This window comes from Erythrobacter sp. 'gip.4 top 5', from assembly GCF_056495765.1.
The window spans coordinates 2,297,111-2,314,398 of record NZ_CP200270.1; the positions used below are offsets into that span (position 1 = coordinate 2,297,111).

Genomic DNA, 17,288 nt, shown 5'->3' on the forward strand with positions numbered 1-17,288 from the left:
GATTGCATACCTGCACTTAACGAATGTGGGGCAGTTCCAGATGCAGACCGCTTCGCTCGGAGAGACCGCAAGTATCAGGACAAGGCCCAAAGCAATGCCCTTGAATTCAGACCCTTACAGCTCGGCGGCGCAGGAAGACCGGTGCAGTCCGCGCACGCGGCTGACAATCCCTGCGACCTTGCGTGCATCAGGCGGACGGGCCTTTCAAAGCGTGGTGCATGATTTGTCGATCTCCGGCTTCTCGGCCGCTTCGATCAACCGGATGCACGAAGGCCAGATGTGCTGGCTGACCCTGCCCGGCCTTGAATCGCTTCGCGCCGAAGTCGTGTGGTGGGACAACTGCATCGTCGGCTGCGCTTTCAGCGAACTGCTGAGCCCGATCATTCATGACAACATCCTCCAACGTTACAGCAACGTCGGTGGCTATCGCCAAGTGATCTGAGACGCGACGTTGCGCTGACTATTGGGCTTCGGCGGCGACCCGCTGGCTCAATGCCAGAAACCGCGCACGTTCAGGTCCGCCACTCGCACGCGACCAATTGCCGACATAGGCTAACACCACGCCCTTTTCGGGATACAGGGTGATGCCCTGCCCAAAAATCCCTTGCGCGCCATAGGTCGTGCCGGGGTATGTCCACCACTGGTAGCCATAGCCGTAACCCGGCGCAGTTGGACCGAATTCGACCTGTGCCTTGCCCGCTTGCGCAAACCAGCCCGGCGGCACCACGCCTTCACCACCTTCGAGTGCGAAAAGCCCCATTCGCGCATAATCGGCCAACGTGATCGACAGGCAGCAGCCCCCGATATTGCCGCCGCGTGGATCGACCATCCAGAACAGATCGCCCGCAAAGCCCGCCGGCTCGGCAATCTTGTCTTTCGCATATTCGGCCAGGGGCTTGCCAATCGCATTTTCGACCAACACGCCGAGCAGATTGGTTTCGCCGGTCTTGTACACCCACTTCTCGCCCGGCGCCGCCTCACGCGGGAGCGCCTTCATCTGCGCGACAATGGCGTTGGCGCCGTGTTCGATCACGAAGCTCTGGGTCTTGGCGACATCGCTGCTGGGATCGGTGTAGCTTTCGTTCCAGGCGACCCCGCTGGTCATGGTGGCGAGCTGGCGTACGGTCACGCCTTCATAGGCCGAGCCTGCGAGACCGGGAACATAGGTCGTGACCGGGTCGTCCATGCTCGCGATGTACCCGTCCTTCACCGCCGCGCCCAGCAGGGTCGAGGTGAAACTCTTGGCAACCGAAAAGCTGGTCCAGCGATCTTGCGCGCGAAGCCCAAGGCCGTAGCCCTCGAACCGCACCTTACCATCTTCGATCACCATGATCCCGGCGGTATCGGTCTCGGCCATCGCGGCCTTCAGATCGGCCTGCAAGGCGGCGCTGAGCGGAGCACCTTTTGGCAGCGTACGGGGCGATGCGGCGGCAGGGACTTCGTGCCCGGCAAACCACTGCTCCATCTCGCGAAACCGCTGGCTGCGCTGGTCGTCGGACCAGAACAGGACCTGAAGATCAGCCGGATCACGCGCAGGCGGTTGGACAAGGCGCACGGTAGGCGCGGCCGGTCCGGTAAGAGCGGCAGGCGCGCTGTCGTGGCTGCCCGCACAGGCCCCCAGCGACGCCGCCATGGCGACCCCTGAAACCCACCTGGCCATTTGCAGACCTACGCGCATCATCCAGCCCTCCCGTTATCTTGTCGGGCGGGCATAGGCGGACAAAGCGCAGACGGGCAAGCCCCTGTCAGCCGTACTTCATCGCCTTCAGCGCGCCCAAGGCGCGTTCCCGCGCAGCTTTGTGCGCGATGATCTTGCGCGGATAATCCGATGGTCTGCGGCTGAACTCCTCGGGATCGTGGATCGCCGGTTCGTCGAGGCCCTTCAGCTCCGGCACGTATTCACGGATATAACGCGCCGCATCGAACTTCTCCGATTGAGTCAGCGGCGCCATGATCCGGCTGAACATATTGGAATCGACTCCTGTGCCTGCGGTCCACTGCCAATTGGTCGCGTTGGAGGCATAGTCGGCATCACACAGGCAGTCCCAGAACCACTTCTCCCCTTCGCGCCAATCTATCAGCAGATGCTTGATGAGGAAGCTGGCCGTGATCATCCGCACGCGGTTGTGCATCCACCCGGTCTGGTACAGCTGGCGCATCCCGGCATCGACAATCGGGTAGCCGGTGCGACCCTGCTGCCAGGCTTTGAGGTCGCGCGCAGCGGTTTCGTCCGTTGCCGGATCGCGCCACGGGAAGCGGTTGAAATCCTCGCGGTAATTCTGCGTGGCATACTTGGGGAATTGCAAAATCGCGTTTTGCGAATAATCGCGCCAGATCAGCTCGCTTTCAAAGGTGCGCCAGCCATCCGACCGTTTGTGCTTGAAGGCGTGCCAGATCTGGATCGGCGAGATTTCACCCCAGTGAAGGTGCGGGGACAGGCGCGAAACCTTGTCGACGCTCGGGAAATTGCGCTTGTCATCGTAATCATCAACGTGATCCTGCCACCAGCTGAGGCGTTGATGCGCGGCATCCTCGCCAACCTGCCACGCAGCGGCGATCCCGCCGGACCAGTCGGGTGCGGTGGGGAGCAAAGCCCATTCTGCAATCGCGTCACTGGCTGGCCAGCTATCGGGCGCGGCCAATCGGGCTGGCGCCGGAAGTTCATCGCGCGGCGGAAACTCTGCCCGCAGCGCGCGGCTGAACGGGGTATAAATCTTGTACTGTCCGCCGCTGCCGGTGGTGATGCTGCCCGGAAGCATCAAGAAGTTGCCATGGTGCAATTGCAGGTCGAGGCTCTTGGCCAGCTTGCGTTCGGCATTCAGCCACCACGGTTCGTAATGATGGTTGGCATGAATGGTGGTCGCACCTGCCTGTGCCGCCAGTTTTGTCAGCGTCTCCACTGCATCGCCGCGCCGCAGGATCAGTTTTGAACCCATCGCTTCGAGACTATGGGCAAGGCTAGTCAGCGAATGATGCAGCCACCACCGCGATGCGCCGCCATAGGCATGATGCTTGGCTGCATCGTCATCGAGCACGTAGACGCACACCACCGGCCCGGCCTTCGCGGCGTGGTACAGGGCAGGGTTATCAGCAAGGCGCAGATCGCGCCGCAACCATACGATTTGGGTCATGTATCTCTCTGAATTGGCGTTTTCACACTAACGCCGTCATGCTGAACTTGTTTCAGCATCCATCGCGCAAATGCGAGCTTCGGTACGTGCGAAAGAATGGATCGTTAACCAAGTTCAGGATGACGAAGAAGGCAAAGGTTCACACTTCACATCCGGCAGCGCCACCGAGAACCGCCCCCGCGCGCGCGGATCGTAGAAGCGGGCGTCGTAGAGGACCACTGAGCCGTCCGCCGCACGGGTGGCAAAGGGCGCGCGCGACCAGAACAGGAAGGCGTCGAGCTGGGAATTGGTGCTGCGGGCCTTGGTAAAGTCGGGCAGACGGCAATCGCCGACGCGCTCGTAGTCGATCAAGTAACTTCCGTCGCGATTGTCGACGATAATCTCCCGTTCCCATGACCAAATCGGCCGGGGGCTCATTATGGGGTCATCGAGCGATGGATCGTGGAACACGACGGCCTGCGTGATCGCCGCATTCACTCCAATATACGCCAGCCCAACCGCTATCCCCACGCGCGCAGGCCGCATCCACTCCCCGCCTGCCTTCTCTCGCCGCCGCGACCACCACACGGTGCCAATCAGCAGGGCCCAGAGCCACACATCGATAATGAACAGCGTGTCGCCGTAAAACCACCGCGAGGAGAACGGCTCCAGCAGCCGGATGCCATAGACATTGAGCCAGTCGAAGAACGGGTGGCTGAGGCAGCCGATAAACGCCATCGCGTAAAGCCAGCCAAACCGCACCGGCAGCCGCGCCTCGGGCCTTTTGCCGCGCTTCGTCTGCCAGCGGTCGAACGCCCATAATATCGCTGCCAAAATCAGCGGCAGCAATACCAGCGCAGGCGGGCCGTGGGTGATGCCGCGCCGGAACGCGAGGTGTTCGGTGCCCTCCAGCCAGAAAAAGCACGCCGCGTCCACGTCCGGCAGGTTCGCGCCGATGATCAGCGCCGGCATGGCAAGGCCGGTGGTGCGCTTCAGCCCCGCCTGCCCCATCACTGCGCCCACAAGGCTATGTGTCAGATTATCCATCGCGTCTTGGGCTAGCGCGCTGCGCGGCCGCAAGCGAGTGCAAATGCGCTTGGCACGTGCGTATGCCCTCGCCTATCGCTGGCGGCCAAGAGAACACGGGAGAGACACGCCATGACGAATACGCCTTACATCCGCCCCGACATGAAGGGCTTCCTCGACATGATGGCGGCGGTGAACGGGCCGAAGCTGGTGGACATGACACTGGAAGAAGCCCGTGCGTCCTATCAGGCAATGCACAATATTGCCGACCGCCCGGCCCGTGCACTGCCGGTGATCCGCGATCTCGCCTGCCCCGGCCCGAATGGCGACATTTGCTTGCGCCTCTACGATTCCCGCGAGAACCGCGATGCCGCTTCGCCCATCGTCGTGTTCTTTCATGGCGGTGGCTTCGTGATCGGTGATCTCGATACGCATCACGCGCTGTGCACCGAAATTGCGGCGCTGATCGATCTGCCGGTGGTCGCCGTCCATTATGCCCTCGCCCCCGAAGCGCCCTTCCCCGCCGCGATCCTTGACTGCGAGGCGGCGACCCGCTGGGTGGCGGGCAGCCCGGCGGAACTGGGCCGCGAAGCGACCGGCCTGATCACCATCGGCGACAGCGCAGGCGGCAATGCCACCGTCGTGGTCAGCCAGATGCTCGGCACCGATCCCGCCGCCGTGCCGGTGGTGCTGCAAGTGCCGATCTTCCCGCTCGTGGCGGACGCTAACGGGTCTGCGAGCATGGCGGCGTTTTCGGAAGGCTTCCTGCTCACGGCCGACACCATGGGCTTCTTCGATGCCGCCTACGGCGCCGACCGCGCCGACCCGCGTGGCTTCCCGATCCTTTCGGATCACAGCAATGCCCCGCCCACCATTGTCGTCACCGCAAGCCTCGATCCGATCCGCGATTCGGGCCGCGCCTATGCCAAGGCGCTGGTTGATGCCGGACGCGATTGCGTGTTTCTGGAAATGCGCGGGGTGACACACTCCTTCACCAACCTGCGCGGCGCCGTGCCGAGCACGCAGGGCGATCTGGAACGGGTGATTGCCGCGATGCGGTTCATGCTGGAGAACCCGGCATGAACCGCAAGGCCTTGCCTTACCGCCCTTGCGCGGGCTTCATGCTGGTCAATGCAGAGGGGCTGGTCTTTGTCGGCCAGCGGATCGATCCCAGCGCGCACGGCTTTTGGCAAATGCCCCAGGGCGGCATCGACAAGGGCGAAGATGTGCGCGACGCGGCGCTGCGCGAGCTGGAAGAGGAAACCGGGATCGGCGCGCATCTGGTGGAGGTGATCGCCCCGGCATCACGCACGGTAGTTTACGACCTGCCCGACGAACTGCTCGGTAAGGTGTGGAAGGGCAAGTATCGGGGGCAGGAACAGCACTGGTTCCTGGGCCGTTTCCTCGGCGCGGATACCGATATCAATCTTGAGGCGCATGATCCGCCCGAATTCAACGAATGGCGCTGGATCGAGCCCGGTCTGCTGCGCGAAGTGATCGTGCCCTTCAAACGGGACGTTTATGAAGCCGTCCTCGCAGAGTTTCGCGCCTTGATCTGAACGATCAGTTGCTCGCAGGCGCGTCGTCGGCCAGGCTCTCGATCGCCAGACGCGGCGAAGGGCCGCGGGCAATGCTGCTTTGCAAGGCGACTGTTTCGGGGCAACCGTCCCCGCACAGTGATTGCAGCTTGGCGAGGTTCTGCTTGGCCTTTTCAACCGCGCCTTTTTCGACCAGCGCCGTGCCTTCGCCTGAGATTGCGGCGAAATTGCCCGGATCCCGGTCAAGCGCCTCACGATAATAGCGGATCGCCTTGCCCTGCAGGCCCTGCTGGCGGGCGGCTTCGGCCAGATCGACCAGGATCGGCGTGAAGCCCGGATCGACGGCAAGCGCCGCCTCAAACGCGTCAGTTGCTGCCTGAGTCTCACCCGCAGCGAGCGATGCCTGGCCTTGCGCGATGAGCGCCGCTGCAAGCGGATCGGGCAATCCAGTCTCGCCTGCGCTGGTGATGCTTGCTGTAACAGCAAGGCATAATGACAAAGTGACAGCAGCAGGCGCAAAACGCATCAAAAGCTCCTTCAGTGCAGAGGACCGAGAACCGGAGGACGTGTTCATTTCGTGCGAAGCTATCATGGTGAACGCAAGCACGCGATGAAAAAACCATCCGTGCCATCATGATGCGGATCGAGCCGCAGGCCCGTGCCGTGCGGACGGCCCAGTGGCATGGTGACAGGTTCCACCTGCCAGCCGGGATGGCGGGTGAGAAAGGCGGTCACGCGGCTCGTTCCTTCGGCATCAAGTAGCGAGCACGTGACATACGCCAGCGTTCCGCCGGGACGTACCAGATGCGCGCCCAGATCAAGCACGTGGTCCTGAAGCTTGTTCAGCCGCGCCAGTTCCGCCGGATCAAGCCGCCAGCGCGCTTCCGGGCTGCGCCGCCAGGTGCCGCTGCCCGAACACGGCGCATCGACCAGCACGTGATCAGCCTTGCGGACCCAGTGGTTCAATGCGCGCATTTCGTTGCCGGGGTCGAGCAGCAGGGTATGATCGATCGCGGCGCCCGCGCGCGCAGCACGCGGCGCCAGATTGCCCAGCCGCCGCTTATCGGTATCGGCAGCGATAATGCTCGCCGCGTTGCCAAGCCGCGCAGCCAGCGCCAGTGTCTTGCCGCCACCGCCTGCGCACAGATCGATGACGGTATCACCGGGCTTCACAGGCAAGGCGTCGATAATCAACTGGCTGCCCAGATCCTGCACTTCGATCAGGCCTTGGGTGTAGGCCTCCCATTGTTCGACCTGCGTTCCTGAAAGGTACCGCAGCGCCTGCGCGGCGGCCAAAGGCTCGCCCGCCTCCGGCAGCGTGATGGTCGCCCGGTCTGCTTTCAGGGCATTGACCCGGATATCGAGCGGCGCCCGATCAATCAGCGCAGCGATTTCGGGTCCACCCAAGCCCGAAGCGCGCAACGCCGCAGCCAGCCATTTGGGGGCAAGTCCGGTCTTGGCTGCCTCCTCGCTCTCGCCGCGCGGGGCCGGACCGTGGGGAGAGCCATCGAAACAGGCCGCGACCGCTTCGTCCTGCGCTGCGACAGCCAGCATGGCCGCTCGGCCCGTTCCGGGCACGGGACCACACACACGGATCGCCTGATAGACAAGATCGCGCACCGCGCGCCGATCCTTGGACCCGGCATAGCGGCGGGCGCGGAAATATTCGGCGATGATCCGGTCAGCCGGCGCGCCTTTCGTGCGCGCGGCAGGAATTATCATATCAAGCAGCTCGATCGCCGCCTCAACTCTTGCGGCGGGTGTCATATTGCGTCCTCAACGTGTGGGATAATTGGGTGCCTCGCGGGTGATAGCGACATCATGGACGTGGCTTTCGGAGAGGCCGGCATTGGTGATTCGGACAAATTGGGCGCGCTCTTGCAGATCGGTGATCGTGCGCGATCCGGTGTAGCCCATCGCCGCCTTGATGCCGCCGACCAACTGGTGGACAACGTTGGCCGCCGGGCCTTTGAAGGGCACCTGGCCTTCAATCCCTTCCGGCACCAGTTTCATCGCAGACACGTCCTGCTGGAAATAGCGGTCGGCGCTGCCGCGTGCCATCGCGCCGACACTGCCCATCCCGCGATAGGCCTTGTAGCTGCGGCCCTGATACAGGAACACTTCGCCCGGGCTTTCCGCCGTGCCGGCCAGCATCGAACCGATCATGATGCTGGAAGCGCCCGCCGCCAAGGCCTTGGCTGCGTCTCCGCTGGTGCGCAGCCCGCCATCGGCAATCACCGGCACGCCCGATTTGGCGGCTTCGGCGGCGCTTTCCAGAATCGCGGTCAGCTGCGGCACGCCCACGCCCGCGACCACGCGGGTGGTGCAAATCGACCCCGGCCCGATCCCCACCTTGACCGCATCGGCGCCGGCATCAACCAGCGCGCGAGTCGCTTCGGCGGTAGCGACGTTGCCAGCGATGACTTGCACCCGGTTCGAGAGCTTCTTTACCCGTTCGACTGCGCGGGCGACTTCGATATTGTGGCCATGGGCGGTGTCGATCACGATGACATCGACCTCGGCATCAACCAAGGCTTCGGTACGGGCAAAGCCGGCGTCACCGACGGTCGTCGCCGCCGCTGCGCGCAGGCGGCCGGTGCCGTCCTTGGTTGCGTGCGGGTAATTCACCGCCTTTTCGATATCCTTGACCGTGATGAGGCCAATGCAGCGGAAGGCATCATCCACCACCAGCAGCTTTTCGATCCGGCGCTGATGCAGCAAGCGGCGCGCCTCTTCCTGCCCGGTGCCAAGCGGCACGGTGGCGAGGTTCTCGGTCGTCATAAGCTCGCGCACAGGCTGCAGCGGATTTTCCGCAAAGCGTACATCGCGATTGGTGAGGATGCCCACCAACCGGCCACCTGCGTCCACCACAGGGATCCCGCTGATCCGGTGCAACTGCATCAGCGCCTGCGCGTCGCCCAGCGTCGCATCGGGGCCGATGGTGATCGGATTGACCACCATGCCGCTTTCGTAACGCTTGACCGCGCGCACAGCCGCACATTGCGCATCGATATCGAGATTGCGGTGCAGCACACCGATCCCGCCGAGCTGCGCCATCACGATGGCCATGTCAGCCTCGGTCACGGTGTCCATCGCCGATGACAGGACCGGAATGTTGAGCGCGATCTCGCGGGTCAGCATTGTCGAGGTGTCGGCCATGCTTGGCAACACGCTGCTTTCGGCAGGGCGAAGCAGCACGTCATCAAAGGTCAAACCGAGCGGGATATCCATGCGTGCCACTTTCTGAGAGCCGAAACGAAGGTTCTCCTGCGCATCCGTGATGCGCCGGAGAATCGTGGCGGCCCATGTAACCGCACTTGCGCAATTGCGCTAGGGCTGCGCCGCGGCCGGGCGCGGATAGCGTTCAGAGTCGGCCAACACCCGGATCAGGTCTTCGTGGAGCAGCAAGTCTTCCACCGCCCCGCCCAGTTCAATCCCGTCCACTTCGTCGCTGGGACGGTGGTAGCGGCTCGCCAGAAACGGGTTAAGAACCGTGCGGCTGCCATAGGTTCCTGACAGCAGCACGCTCGGCACGCCCGCCTGATGCAATGCCCAGCCATCCTGCCGCTGAAGGAAGCTGTCAGCCAGCGTCTGATCGCCCAGCACCCGTCCGCCTCGCGTCAAGGCCTCAAGGATCGCAGCGTCAAGCGCAGCGCTTTGCCCGCGCCCGATGAAGCCGACCGGACTTCCCGCAGGTGCCACCGCCATCATATCGAAATTGAATGCGGCAATAATGCTGTCCAGCGCCATCGGCGGCGTCTTGACGAAGGCCCGCGCGCCCAGCAGCCCGGCCTCTTCCGCGCTGGTGGCGAGCACGTAGATATCGCGGTCCAATGCAGGGCCACTCTTCAATCGCCGCGCCAGTTCCAGCATCATGGCGATACCGCTGGCATTGTCAGCCGCGCCATTACAGATGCGGTTCACCGCTTCGGGCGGACCGCATTCGCCCAGGTGATCCCAATGCCCCAGCAGCAGCACCGCACCCGATCCGGGGACGGTGCCCGGAATCATCCCGATGATGTTTTGACTGGTAAACTCCCGCCGGTCAGCCGTGGCCTCAATCGACATGGCAAGATTGAGTTCGAAGGGCGCGAAATCGCCTTTGTCGGCTTCGTTCTTCCACAGCAACCAGCGCTTGGCGCCCAGCACGCGGGCAAGCGCTGCGTCGGTGATGTAAGCCGATAGCGTATCCAGTTCCTCGCTCGCCAACTCCACCCGTCCGCTGCCATAGCGGCGCCGCACGGCGGCCAGCGCTTCGGCATCGGGCAGTACCGTCACAACTGCTGTGGCACGCTGGCGGAACAGTGCCTCGCGCCGTGCAGTGTCACGCCCCGGATCGGCGAGCATCAGCGCGACCGCGCCCGCCATGGCGTCGCCCAGCACCGAACCATCCCCATAGCCAACGAAGACCACCGGCACGCCTGTCCCCGGACCTCCGGCTGCCAAGGCGCGCCGGCGCGGAGTGAAGACGGCGGCCTCATCTTCCGTCAAGGCCATGCTTTTGCGGCCCTGCCCAAGCTTCAACTGGCCGCTGATCGGCTGATTCTCGACCAGATCGACCGGCAGCCGCCAGTAGGAGCCGGGATCGTTGGTGCCCGAAACAAGACCGATTTCGCCCATGCGCCGTTCGATAAATTCATAGGTGGCGATGCCACCCGGCGTCCCCGGTTTGCGACCGCCAAACTGGTCGCTGGCCAGTATGTCGATATCGGCCCGCAATCGCGCTTCGATACTGTCACGGGCGATATCGGGTGCGGTGTTGATCGTAAGCGGGGCGCAGGCTGCCAGCACGAGGCTTGCCATCAGCGCCGCTATCAGACGAACGTGCGTAGCGATCATTCGGCGGTCCAGCCCCCGTCTATGGTGTAATTGGCCCCGGTGATATTGCGCGCCGCATCGCCGCACAGGAACACCGCAAGCGCCGCCACATCTTCGGGAAGGACAAAGCTCTTGGTCGGTTGCTTGGCGAGCAGCACATCGTTCATCACCTGCTCGCGCGTCATCCCGCGAGCAGCCATCGTGTCAGGGATCTGGTTTTCCACCAGCGGCGTCCAGACATAGCCTGGCGAGATGCAATTGGCGGTAACACCGCAGGTCGCCAATTCCAGCGCGATCGTCTTGGTAAAGCCCGCAAGGCCATGCTTGGCCGCGACATAAGCGCTTTTGAAGGGCGAGGCGGCGAGCGAATGCGCGCTGGCGGTATTGATAATCCGGCCCCAGCCCTTGGCCTTCATGCCCGGCACAGCAAAGCGTGTGGTGTGGAACGCCGCCGTCAGATTAAGCGCGATGATCGCGTCCCACTTTTCGGGCGGAAATTCCTCAACCGGCGCAACGTGCTGCATCCCGGCATTGTTGACGAGGATATCAATCGGACCGATCTCCTCCATCATCGCGGCGATCGCGTGCGGCTCCATCAGGTTCGCGCCGTTGAAGGTCGCACCCAGTTCTTTGCACAGCCGAACGATGTCATCGGGATCGCCCAACCCGTTGAGGATCACGTCGGCGCCTTCGGCCACCAAGGCGCGCCCGATGGCTAGGCCGATACCGGATGTGGAACCGGTGACAAGAGCACGCTTGTTCTTGAGCATTCACCGCATCTCCTGCACGTTCGGCCTCTTCGCGCTGCTTTCGCTGCACCAAAAGCGGCTGTCCAGCACTTTGCGCCGGAACACGATGAATGGAGAAACACCCATGCGGCTTGGTCCGTTCGATACTTCGAAGATCAATGTCCGTTCCAGCGATGGCAGCGGCGGCGGTGGCATGGGGCGCGCTGGCGGGGTCGGCTGCGGGACGCTGGTGATCGCCTTGATCGGTGCTGTCGTTTTTGGCGTCGACCCGATGCAGATGATCGGGATGGTCGAAGGCGTCCAGCAACAGACGGGCCCAGCGGGGCAAGGCAGCGGTCGGGAAATGGACGCGCAGGTGGTTTGCACCAGTAGCGAATATGCCAACGAGGCGTGCAGTGCGCTCACCAATCTTAATGAAACCTGGGCTGCCACCTTTGCAGATGAAGGGATTCCCTTCGAAGCGCCGGGCCTTGATCTGTTCCGTGCGCAGGTGACGACCGGGGGTTGCGGCAGCGCAACGTCGGCGGTCGGACCGTTTTATTGCCCGGCTGACAAGGGTATTTATATCGACACCGCGTTCTACGATCAGCTGGCCCAAATGGCCGGCACCGGCGGCGATTTTGCGCGGCTGTATGTGATTGCACATGAATATGGCCACCACATCCAGAATATCACCGGCCTCGCCAGCCAGGTCCGCCGCGCGCAGCAACAAAATCGTCAGGCGGCCAACAGCCTGCAAGTCGCGATGGAATTGCAGGCTGATTGCTATGCCGGAATGTGGGCGGGCAAAAACCGCGATCTGATCGAACCGGGCGATCTGGAGGAAGGTTTGCAGGCTGCAAGCGCGATCGGCGATGATACGTTAATGCGCAATGCTGGACAGAGCATAAATCCGGAGAGCTTTACTCACGGAACCAGCCGCCAGCGCATGTCTGCGCTCAAACTGGGGCTTGAAAGCACTGACAATTCTGCATGTGACGTTTTCTTTGAAGGAGCCTGATTTCAATGGTCCGTACAATTCCCCTCGCCGCCGTCCTTCTACTGGCCTGCACTGGCGGGACGGTTGCTCACGCCCAATCGATGCCCGAACCCGATATGCGGGAAGTCGCCAAGACGCCCTTGCGTGATCTCAACATCGACGCGCGTGATATTCCAGAGGCGCTGCAAACCGCCGTGCGCAATCCCTATGCGACCTACGGGATGCAGGTCTGCGATGCGCTGGTCAGCGAGATCGCCAGCTTGGACATGGTCCTGGGCGCCGATTACGACATTGCCCTGGACGACGGCGGCGACCGGTTCAGCGAAGGGCGGATTGGCCAGAGTGTGGTGGGATCGTTCCTGCCATTCCGCGGTATCGTGCGCGAAGTGACGGGCGCGGCCGGCAATGATCGCGATATGCGCGCCGCCTTTACCGCCGGCATGGCGCGGCGTGCGTTCCTGAAGGGCTGGGGTCTGGGCCGGGGCTGCGCCTATCCGGCACAACCCAAGACGCTGGCAGCCACGGGCAACTGAACCCCTGAGAAGGCCGGGAGCGGCATCAGCCCTCTCGGTCCCGCCGGCATCGGCAGACACAAAAAAGGCCCGGTCCCTTTACGGAACCGGGCATTTGCTTGTGTTTCGCCGCAATGGCAGCGTTAATAAACGCGTGCCTTGGGCTCGATATAGGCAATATCGTCGGTCAGCGTGTATTCGTGCACCGGGCGGTAATCGATGCGGCTGTTGCTGCCGCGTCCACCCCAGCCATCAAACCAGGCGATGGTGTGCTTCATCCATTCGGCATCGTTGCGATCGGGGAAATCCTCGTGCGCGTGGGCGCCGCGGCTTTCCTTGCGGTTGGCGGCGGACGCCATCGTCACGTTGGCCTGCGCCATCAGATTGTCGAGTTCCAGCGTCTCGATCAGGTCGCTGTTCCAGATCAGCGACTTGTCGGTGACGTGAATGTCCTGCATCCGGGTGTTCTGCTCGGCCAGCTTGGCCACGCCTTCGTCCATCAACTTCTGGTCGCGGAACACGGCGCAGTGCTTCTGCATCGCCTTCTGCATTTCCGCCCGGATCTGCGCGGTCGGCGATCCGCCCTGCGCATAGCGGAAGTGATCCAGACGGGTCAGCGCGAAGTCGGCGCTGTCGGCGGGAAGTTCGGGCTGCTTGGCATTAGCCTTCAGGCTGTCACGCAGATGATGACCGGTCGCACGGCCGAACACCACAAGGTCGATCAGCGAATTCGAGCCGAGGCGGTTGGCCCCGTGCACCGAAACACACGCCGCTTCGCCCACGGCATAAAGGCCAGGAATGGGGCTGTCCGGATTGCCATCCGGGCCGAGTGTCACGACCTGGCCGTGATAGTTACACGGGATACCGCCCATATTGTAATGGACCGTCGGGGTTACCGGCAGCGGCTGGCGCGTGAGATCGACGCCTGCGAAAATCTTGCCGCTTTCCGTGATGCCCGGCAGACGCTGGGCCAGAACGGCAGGGTCGATGTGATCGAGGTGAAGGTAGATGTGATCCCCATCCGGCCCGACACCGCGCCCTTCGCGCATTTCCAGCGCCATTGACCGGCTGACGACATCGCGTGAGGCCAAGTCCTTGGCCGACGGCGCATAACGCTCCATGAAGCGTTCACCCTCGGAGTTGGTGAGATACCCGCCTTCGCCGCGTGCACCTTCGGTAATCAGTACGCCCGCTCCGTAAATGCCGGTCGGGTGGAACTGCACGAACTCCATGTCCTGCAAAGGCAGGCCCGCGCGCAGCACCATGCCGCCTCCATCACCGGTGCAGGTGTGGGCAGAAGTGGCGGTGTAATAGCAGCGCCCATATCCGCCGGTCGCCAACACGACAGACTGTGCGCGGAACCGGTGAATGGTGCCATCGTCCAGGCACATGGCGATCACGCCAACGCACTTCCGCTCCCCGCCTTCATCCGACATGATGAGGTCGAGCGCGAAGTATTCGATGAAAAAGTCCGCGTCATACTTCAGACTCTGCTGATACAGCGCGTGGAGCATGGCGTGGCCGGTGCGGTCGGCTGCGGCGCAGGTGCGCTGCACCGGCGGGCCGGCGCCCATGTTCTGCATGTGGCCACCAAACGGGCGCTGGTAGATTGTGCCATCGGCGTTGCGGCTGAACGGCACGCCTGCGTGCTCCAGCTCGTAAACCGCCGCAGGCGCTTCGCGGGCGAGATATTCGATCGCGTCCTGATCGCCCAGCCAGTCAGACCCCTTGACGGTGTCGTACATGTGCCAGGTCCAGTGATCGGGACTGTTGTTGCCAAGGCTGGCCGCGATACCGCCCTGCGCGGCCACGGTGTGGCTGCGGGTGGGAAACACCTTCGAAATGTTGGCAGTGCGAAGGCCGCTTTCGGCCGCGCCCATCGTTGCGCGCAAACCGCTGCCGCCCGCGCCGACGACGACGACGTCATAGGTGTGATCGGTGATGGCATAAGCGCCCGTCAGATGCGCGCCTCCGACATCATTTGCGGTGCCACGTGGTGCTGCGGTAGCCATCAGGCCTGTCCTCCGAATGCGAGACTGGCGACGCTGAAAATGCCGAACGCGCCGCCGCCGATTGTTGCAAGATTGAGCGCCGAAATCGCAGCAAACTTGCTGCCAGCGTCATGAATGTAATCCTCGATCAGCACCTGCAGACCAAGGCGTGCGTGCCAGAACAGGCTGAAGACCAGCAAGATCATCGCCGTCGCCGAAAGCGGCTGCGAGAGCCACTTGACCACATTGGCGTAACCGTAATCGCCCAGCATGATCAGGCTGATCAACAGCCAGCTCATCAGCACCACATTGCCGATCGCGGTGAAACGCTGCACCAGCCAGTGATGCGGGCCATGATGCGAGGCGCCAAGGCCCCGCACGCGTCCGATGGAAGTTCCGTTACCCATGGTTCTCGCTCCTCAGCGCAGCAGGATCAGGGCCCAGAAGCCCGCGGTGAGAAAAACGGCGATGATCGGAGCAGCTATCGACCACATGCGGTTGGTATCGAGCTGATAGCCCGCACCGATGTCGAGCACAAAATGCCGCATCCCGCTCATCATGTGTGTGAAAAACGCCCAGCTCAATCCAACCAGAATCAGCAGGCCGATCGGCGATCCCATCGCGCTTTGAAAAGTGGCATAAGTCTCTGGTCCGCTGGCAAGCGCGCCCAACCACCAGACCAGCACGCCCAGACCGACCAGCGCCATCCCGTCACCGGTTGCGCGGTGCAGGATCGATACCAGCATGTGCGGGCCCCAGCGCCACACCTGCAAATGGGGAGAAAGCGGTCTTTGGTTCATGGTGATCCCAGTTGGTCCCTCTATTTGGCTCTCTCACTTAGCGACGATAGCGCATGAGGCAAGCGGCGAGCGGTGGACACAGCTTGCAAAGTTTCGGATAGGCGCTTGCATGGGACACATTCTTGTAACCGGATCAAGCCGCGGAATCGGCAAGGCGACGCTCGAAATGTTGGCAGCCAGAGGCGTGCCGGTGATCGGCCATGCCTCGCGCGCCGTCGCGCTTGCGCCCGGAGCGCCGCCGATCATCGCTGCCGATTTCGGCGATCCGTTGAGCGTGCAATCGCTGTGGGAGCAGGCGCTTAGTCTAGCCCATGGCGAAATCGATGCCGTGGTGAACAATGCCGGGCGGTTCGAAGCGAACCGGCTCGACCGGTCGGACATAGAATGGCTTGATGCCTGGGAGGACACTGTCCGGGTCAACCTCACTTCGGCCGCCCAGCTTTCGCGCTTTGCGGTGCTGCGCTGGCAGGAACGCAGGTTTCCGGGGCGACTGGTCCATGTCGCCAGCCGCGCCGCCTATCGCGGAGACAGCCCGGCGCACTGGCACTATGCCGCCGCCAAGGCCGGGATGGTGGGGATGCACAAGACCATCGCCCGCGCCTATGCCAAGGACGGGATCCTGAGTTTTGCGGTCACGCCCGGCTTTACCGACACCAGCATGGCCGGCGATTACCTCGCCAGCCGCGGCGGGCCGGGATTGCTGGCCGACATTCCTCTGGGCCGCGTGGCGACGCCAGAGGAAATCGCGGCGATCATCGCCTTTTGCCTAACGGATGCGCCCCCCAGCATGACGGGCGCCGTGATCGACGCCAACGGCGCGAGCTTTGTCCGCTAAGATGACGGCCGCCGGCACGACCTGGAAGCTCACCGCCCATGCGCCCAAGCCCGTCGTTCAGGACGCCCTGCTGGCGCATGATCTGATCGACGATTGGGATTACGAGTTGGTGATCGCGGGGCGTGAGGTTGCCGAAGACCGGCCGGATGATTGGGTGCTGGAAGGCTGGTATCCGCGCAAACCCGGCAAGGCCGAAAAGGCGGCGCTGGCGGGCCTTTTCGGAGGCACTGCACCCAAGATCACGGTAGAGGAACTGCCGCATGAAGACTGGGTCACGCTGAGCCAGCACAACGCGCCCCCGATCCGCGCCGGACGGTTTCATGTCCACACGCCGGATTATCCCGTCGATCCTGACCTGATCGACTTCATTATCCCCGCGTCACAGGCCTTCGGCACGGGCCAGCACAAGACCACTGCCGGGTGTCTTGAAATGCTGGGTGCGATGAAGGCGAGCGGTGTGGTCGCGCGTAACGTCGCCGATATCGGCACGGGCACGGGGCTGCTGGGTTTCGCCGCGTTGGCGCTGTGGCCGCGCGCGCTGCTGACGCTGACCGATATCGACGCGGTCTGCGTCGGCGTGGTCGAGGAAAATGCCCGGCTGAACGCCATTTCACTGGGCGCAGGGCGCGGGGAAGCGGTGATGATCGTGGCCGACGGAATGGACGATCCGCTGCTACAGGTGCGCGGGCCCTACGATCTATTGATCGCGAACATCCTTGCCGGGCCGCTGGTCAGCCTAGCGCCCGGCTTTGCCAAGGCCGTGTCGCCCGGCGGCAGCCTGCTGCTGGCAGGACTGTTGGCTGGCGAACAGGAAGCCAATGTCCGGCGCGCAATGCACCGGGCGGGCTTTCGCATGGCGGCGCGGGTTCAGCGCGGCGACTGGGCAATCTTGTGGCTGCGCCGACGCCGCGCCCGCTGAACGACGCTCGC

Annotated in this window: 18 protein-coding genes; 7 read left to right on the plus strand and 11 right to left on the minus strand. The window is 63.3% G+C overall.

Translation table 11 applies throughout. From position 1 onward, the window contains the following. Nucleotides 1-94: 94 nt before the first annotated feature. A complete protein-coding gene (locus tag ACRANW_RS11070) occupies nucleotides 95-442 on the plus strand; it encodes a PilZ domain-containing protein (protein ID WP_479431843.1) in 348 nt (115 codons plus the stop codon). 18 nt (nucleotides 443-460) lie between these two features. On the opposite strand, the gene ACRANW_RS11075 is transcribed toward ACRANW_RS11070, so the two are convergent. From ACRANW_RS11075 to ACRANW_RS11085, 3 genes are all read right to left on the minus strand, one after another. Continuing rightward, a complete protein-coding gene (locus ACRANW_RS11075) occupies nucleotides 461-1,633 on the minus strand; it encodes a serine hydrolase domain-containing protein (protein ID WP_479431844.1) in 1,173 nt (390 codons plus the stop codon). A 112-nt stretch (nucleotides 1,634-1,745) separates the two neighbouring features. Next, on the minus strand, nucleotides 1,746-3,131 hold the full coding sequence (locus ACRANW_RS11080; protein WP_479431845.1) for a cryptochrome/photolyase family protein: 1,386 nt from the start codon (nucleotides 3,129-3,131) through the stop codon (nucleotides 1,746-1,748). A gap of 114 nt (nucleotides 3,132-3,245) precedes the next feature. Then, a complete protein-coding gene (locus ACRANW_RS11085) occupies nucleotides 3,246-4,157 on the minus strand; it encodes a metal-dependent hydrolase (protein WP_479431846.1) in 912 nt (303 codons plus the stop codon). A 111-nt stretch (nucleotides 4,158-4,268) separates the two neighbouring features. Here ACRANW_RS11085 and ACRANW_RS11090 point away from each other — a divergent pair, with 111 nt between their 5' ends. After that, complete coding sequence (locus tag ACRANW_RS11090) at nucleotides 4,269-5,219, plus strand: alpha/beta hydrolase (protein ID WP_479431847.1); 951 nt, start codon at nucleotides 4,269-4,271, stop codon at nucleotides 5,217-5,219. Beyond that, nucleotides 5,216-5,695: an RNA pyrophosphohydrolase gene (locus tag ACRANW_RS11095; RefSeq protein ID WP_479431848.1), complete on the plus strand. Its 480-nt coding sequence runs from the start codon at nucleotides 5,216-5,218 to the stop codon at nucleotides 5,693-5,695. Before ACRANW_RS11090 ends, ACRANW_RS11095 begins: the two co-directional genes overlap by 4 nt. 4 nt (nucleotides 5,696-5,699) lie before the next feature. On the opposite strand, the gene ACRANW_RS11100 is transcribed toward ACRANW_RS11095, so the two are convergent. The 5 genes from ACRANW_RS11100 to ACRANW_RS11120 form a co-directional block, all read right to left on the minus strand. Next, a complete protein-coding gene (locus ACRANW_RS11100) occupies nucleotides 5,700-6,200 on the minus strand; it encodes a tetratricopeptide repeat protein (RefSeq protein WP_479431849.1) in 501 nt (166 codons plus the stop codon). 62 nt (nucleotides 6,201-6,262) lie between these two features. Continuing rightward, nucleotides 6,263-7,441: an RsmB/NOP family class I SAM-dependent RNA methyltransferase gene (locus ACRANW_RS11105; protein ID WP_479431850.1), complete on the minus strand. Its 1,179-nt coding sequence runs from the start codon at nucleotides 7,439-7,441 to the stop codon at nucleotides 6,263-6,265. A 9-nt stretch (nucleotides 7,442-7,450) separates the two neighbouring features. Beyond that, nucleotides 7,451-8,905, minus strand: coding sequence for an IMP dehydrogenase (gene guaB / locus ACRANW_RS11110; protein WP_479431851.1), 1,455 nt, complete (start codon nucleotides 8,903-8,905; stop codon nucleotides 7,451-7,453). Nucleotides 8,906-9,004: 99 nt separating this feature from the next. Beyond that, nucleotides 9,005-10,513 carry a M20/M25/M40 family metallo-hydrolase gene (locus ACRANW_RS11115; RefSeq protein ID WP_479431852.1) on the minus strand — a complete coding sequence of 503 codons (1,509 nt, stop codon included), beginning with the start codon at nucleotides 10,511-10,513 and terminating at the stop codon, nucleotides 9,005-9,007. Then, nucleotides 10,510-11,262, minus strand: coding sequence for a 3-hydroxybutyrate dehydrogenase (locus ACRANW_RS11120; RefSeq protein ID WP_479431853.1), 753 nt, complete (start codon nucleotides 11,260-11,262; stop codon nucleotides 10,510-10,512). Before ACRANW_RS11120 ends, ACRANW_RS11115 begins: the two co-directional genes overlap by 4 nt. Nucleotides 11,263-11,365: 103 nt before the next feature. Between ACRANW_RS11120 and ypfJ the strand changes: the two genes are divergently transcribed. Continuing rightward, nucleotides 11,366-12,241 carry a KPN_02809 family neutral zinc metallopeptidase gene (ypfJ, locus tag ACRANW_RS11125; protein WP_479433927.1) on the plus strand — a complete coding sequence of 292 codons (876 nt, stop codon included), beginning with the start codon at nucleotides 11,366-11,368 and terminating at the stop codon, nucleotides 12,239-12,241. A gap of 5 nt (nucleotides 12,242-12,246) precedes the next feature. Continuing rightward, nucleotides 12,247-12,753: a hypothetical protein gene (locus tag ACRANW_RS11130; RefSeq protein ID WP_479431854.1), complete on the plus strand. Its 507-nt coding sequence runs from the start codon at nucleotides 12,247-12,249 to the stop codon at nucleotides 12,751-12,753. 122 nt (nucleotides 12,754-12,875) lie between these two features. On the opposite strand, the gene sdhA is transcribed toward ACRANW_RS11130, so the two are convergent. The 3 genes from sdhA to sdhC are packed head-to-tail and all read right to left on the minus strand — an operon-like array spanning nucleotide 12,876 to nucleotide 15,523. Continuing rightward, nucleotides 12,876-14,744: a succinate dehydrogenase flavoprotein subunit gene (gene sdhA / locus ACRANW_RS11135; RefSeq protein WP_479431855.1), complete on the minus strand. Its 1,869-nt coding sequence runs from the start codon at nucleotides 14,742-14,744 to the stop codon at nucleotides 12,876-12,878. After that, nucleotides 14,744-15,130: a succinate dehydrogenase, hydrophobic membrane anchor protein gene (gene sdhD / locus ACRANW_RS11140; RefSeq protein ID WP_479431856.1), complete on the minus strand. Its 387-nt coding sequence runs from the start codon at nucleotides 15,128-15,130 to the stop codon at nucleotides 14,744-14,746. The genes sdhA and sdhD overlap by 1 nt, the downstream gene beginning before the upstream one ends. Before the next feature lie 12 nt (nucleotides 15,131-15,142). Further along, nucleotides 15,143-15,523, minus strand: coding sequence for a succinate dehydrogenase, cytochrome b556 subunit (gene sdhC / locus ACRANW_RS11145; protein ID WP_479431857.1), 381 nt, complete (start codon nucleotides 15,521-15,523; stop codon nucleotides 15,143-15,145). 109 nt (nucleotides 15,524-15,632) lie between these two features. On the opposite strand from sdhC, the gene ACRANW_RS11150 reads away from it, so the two are divergent. Beyond that, nucleotides 15,633-16,358, plus strand: coding sequence for an SDR family NAD(P)-dependent oxidoreductase (locus ACRANW_RS11150; protein ID WP_479431858.1), 726 nt, complete (start codon nucleotides 15,633-15,635; stop codon nucleotides 16,356-16,358). A gap of 1 nt (nucleotide 16,359) precedes the next feature. Continuing rightward, nucleotides 16,360-17,277 carry a 50S ribosomal protein L11 methyltransferase gene (locus ACRANW_RS11155; RefSeq protein WP_479431859.1) on the plus strand — a complete coding sequence of 306 codons (918 nt, stop codon included), beginning with the start codon at nucleotides 16,360-16,362 and terminating at the stop codon, nucleotides 17,275-17,277. Nucleotides 17,278-17,288: the final 11 nt, after the last annotated feature.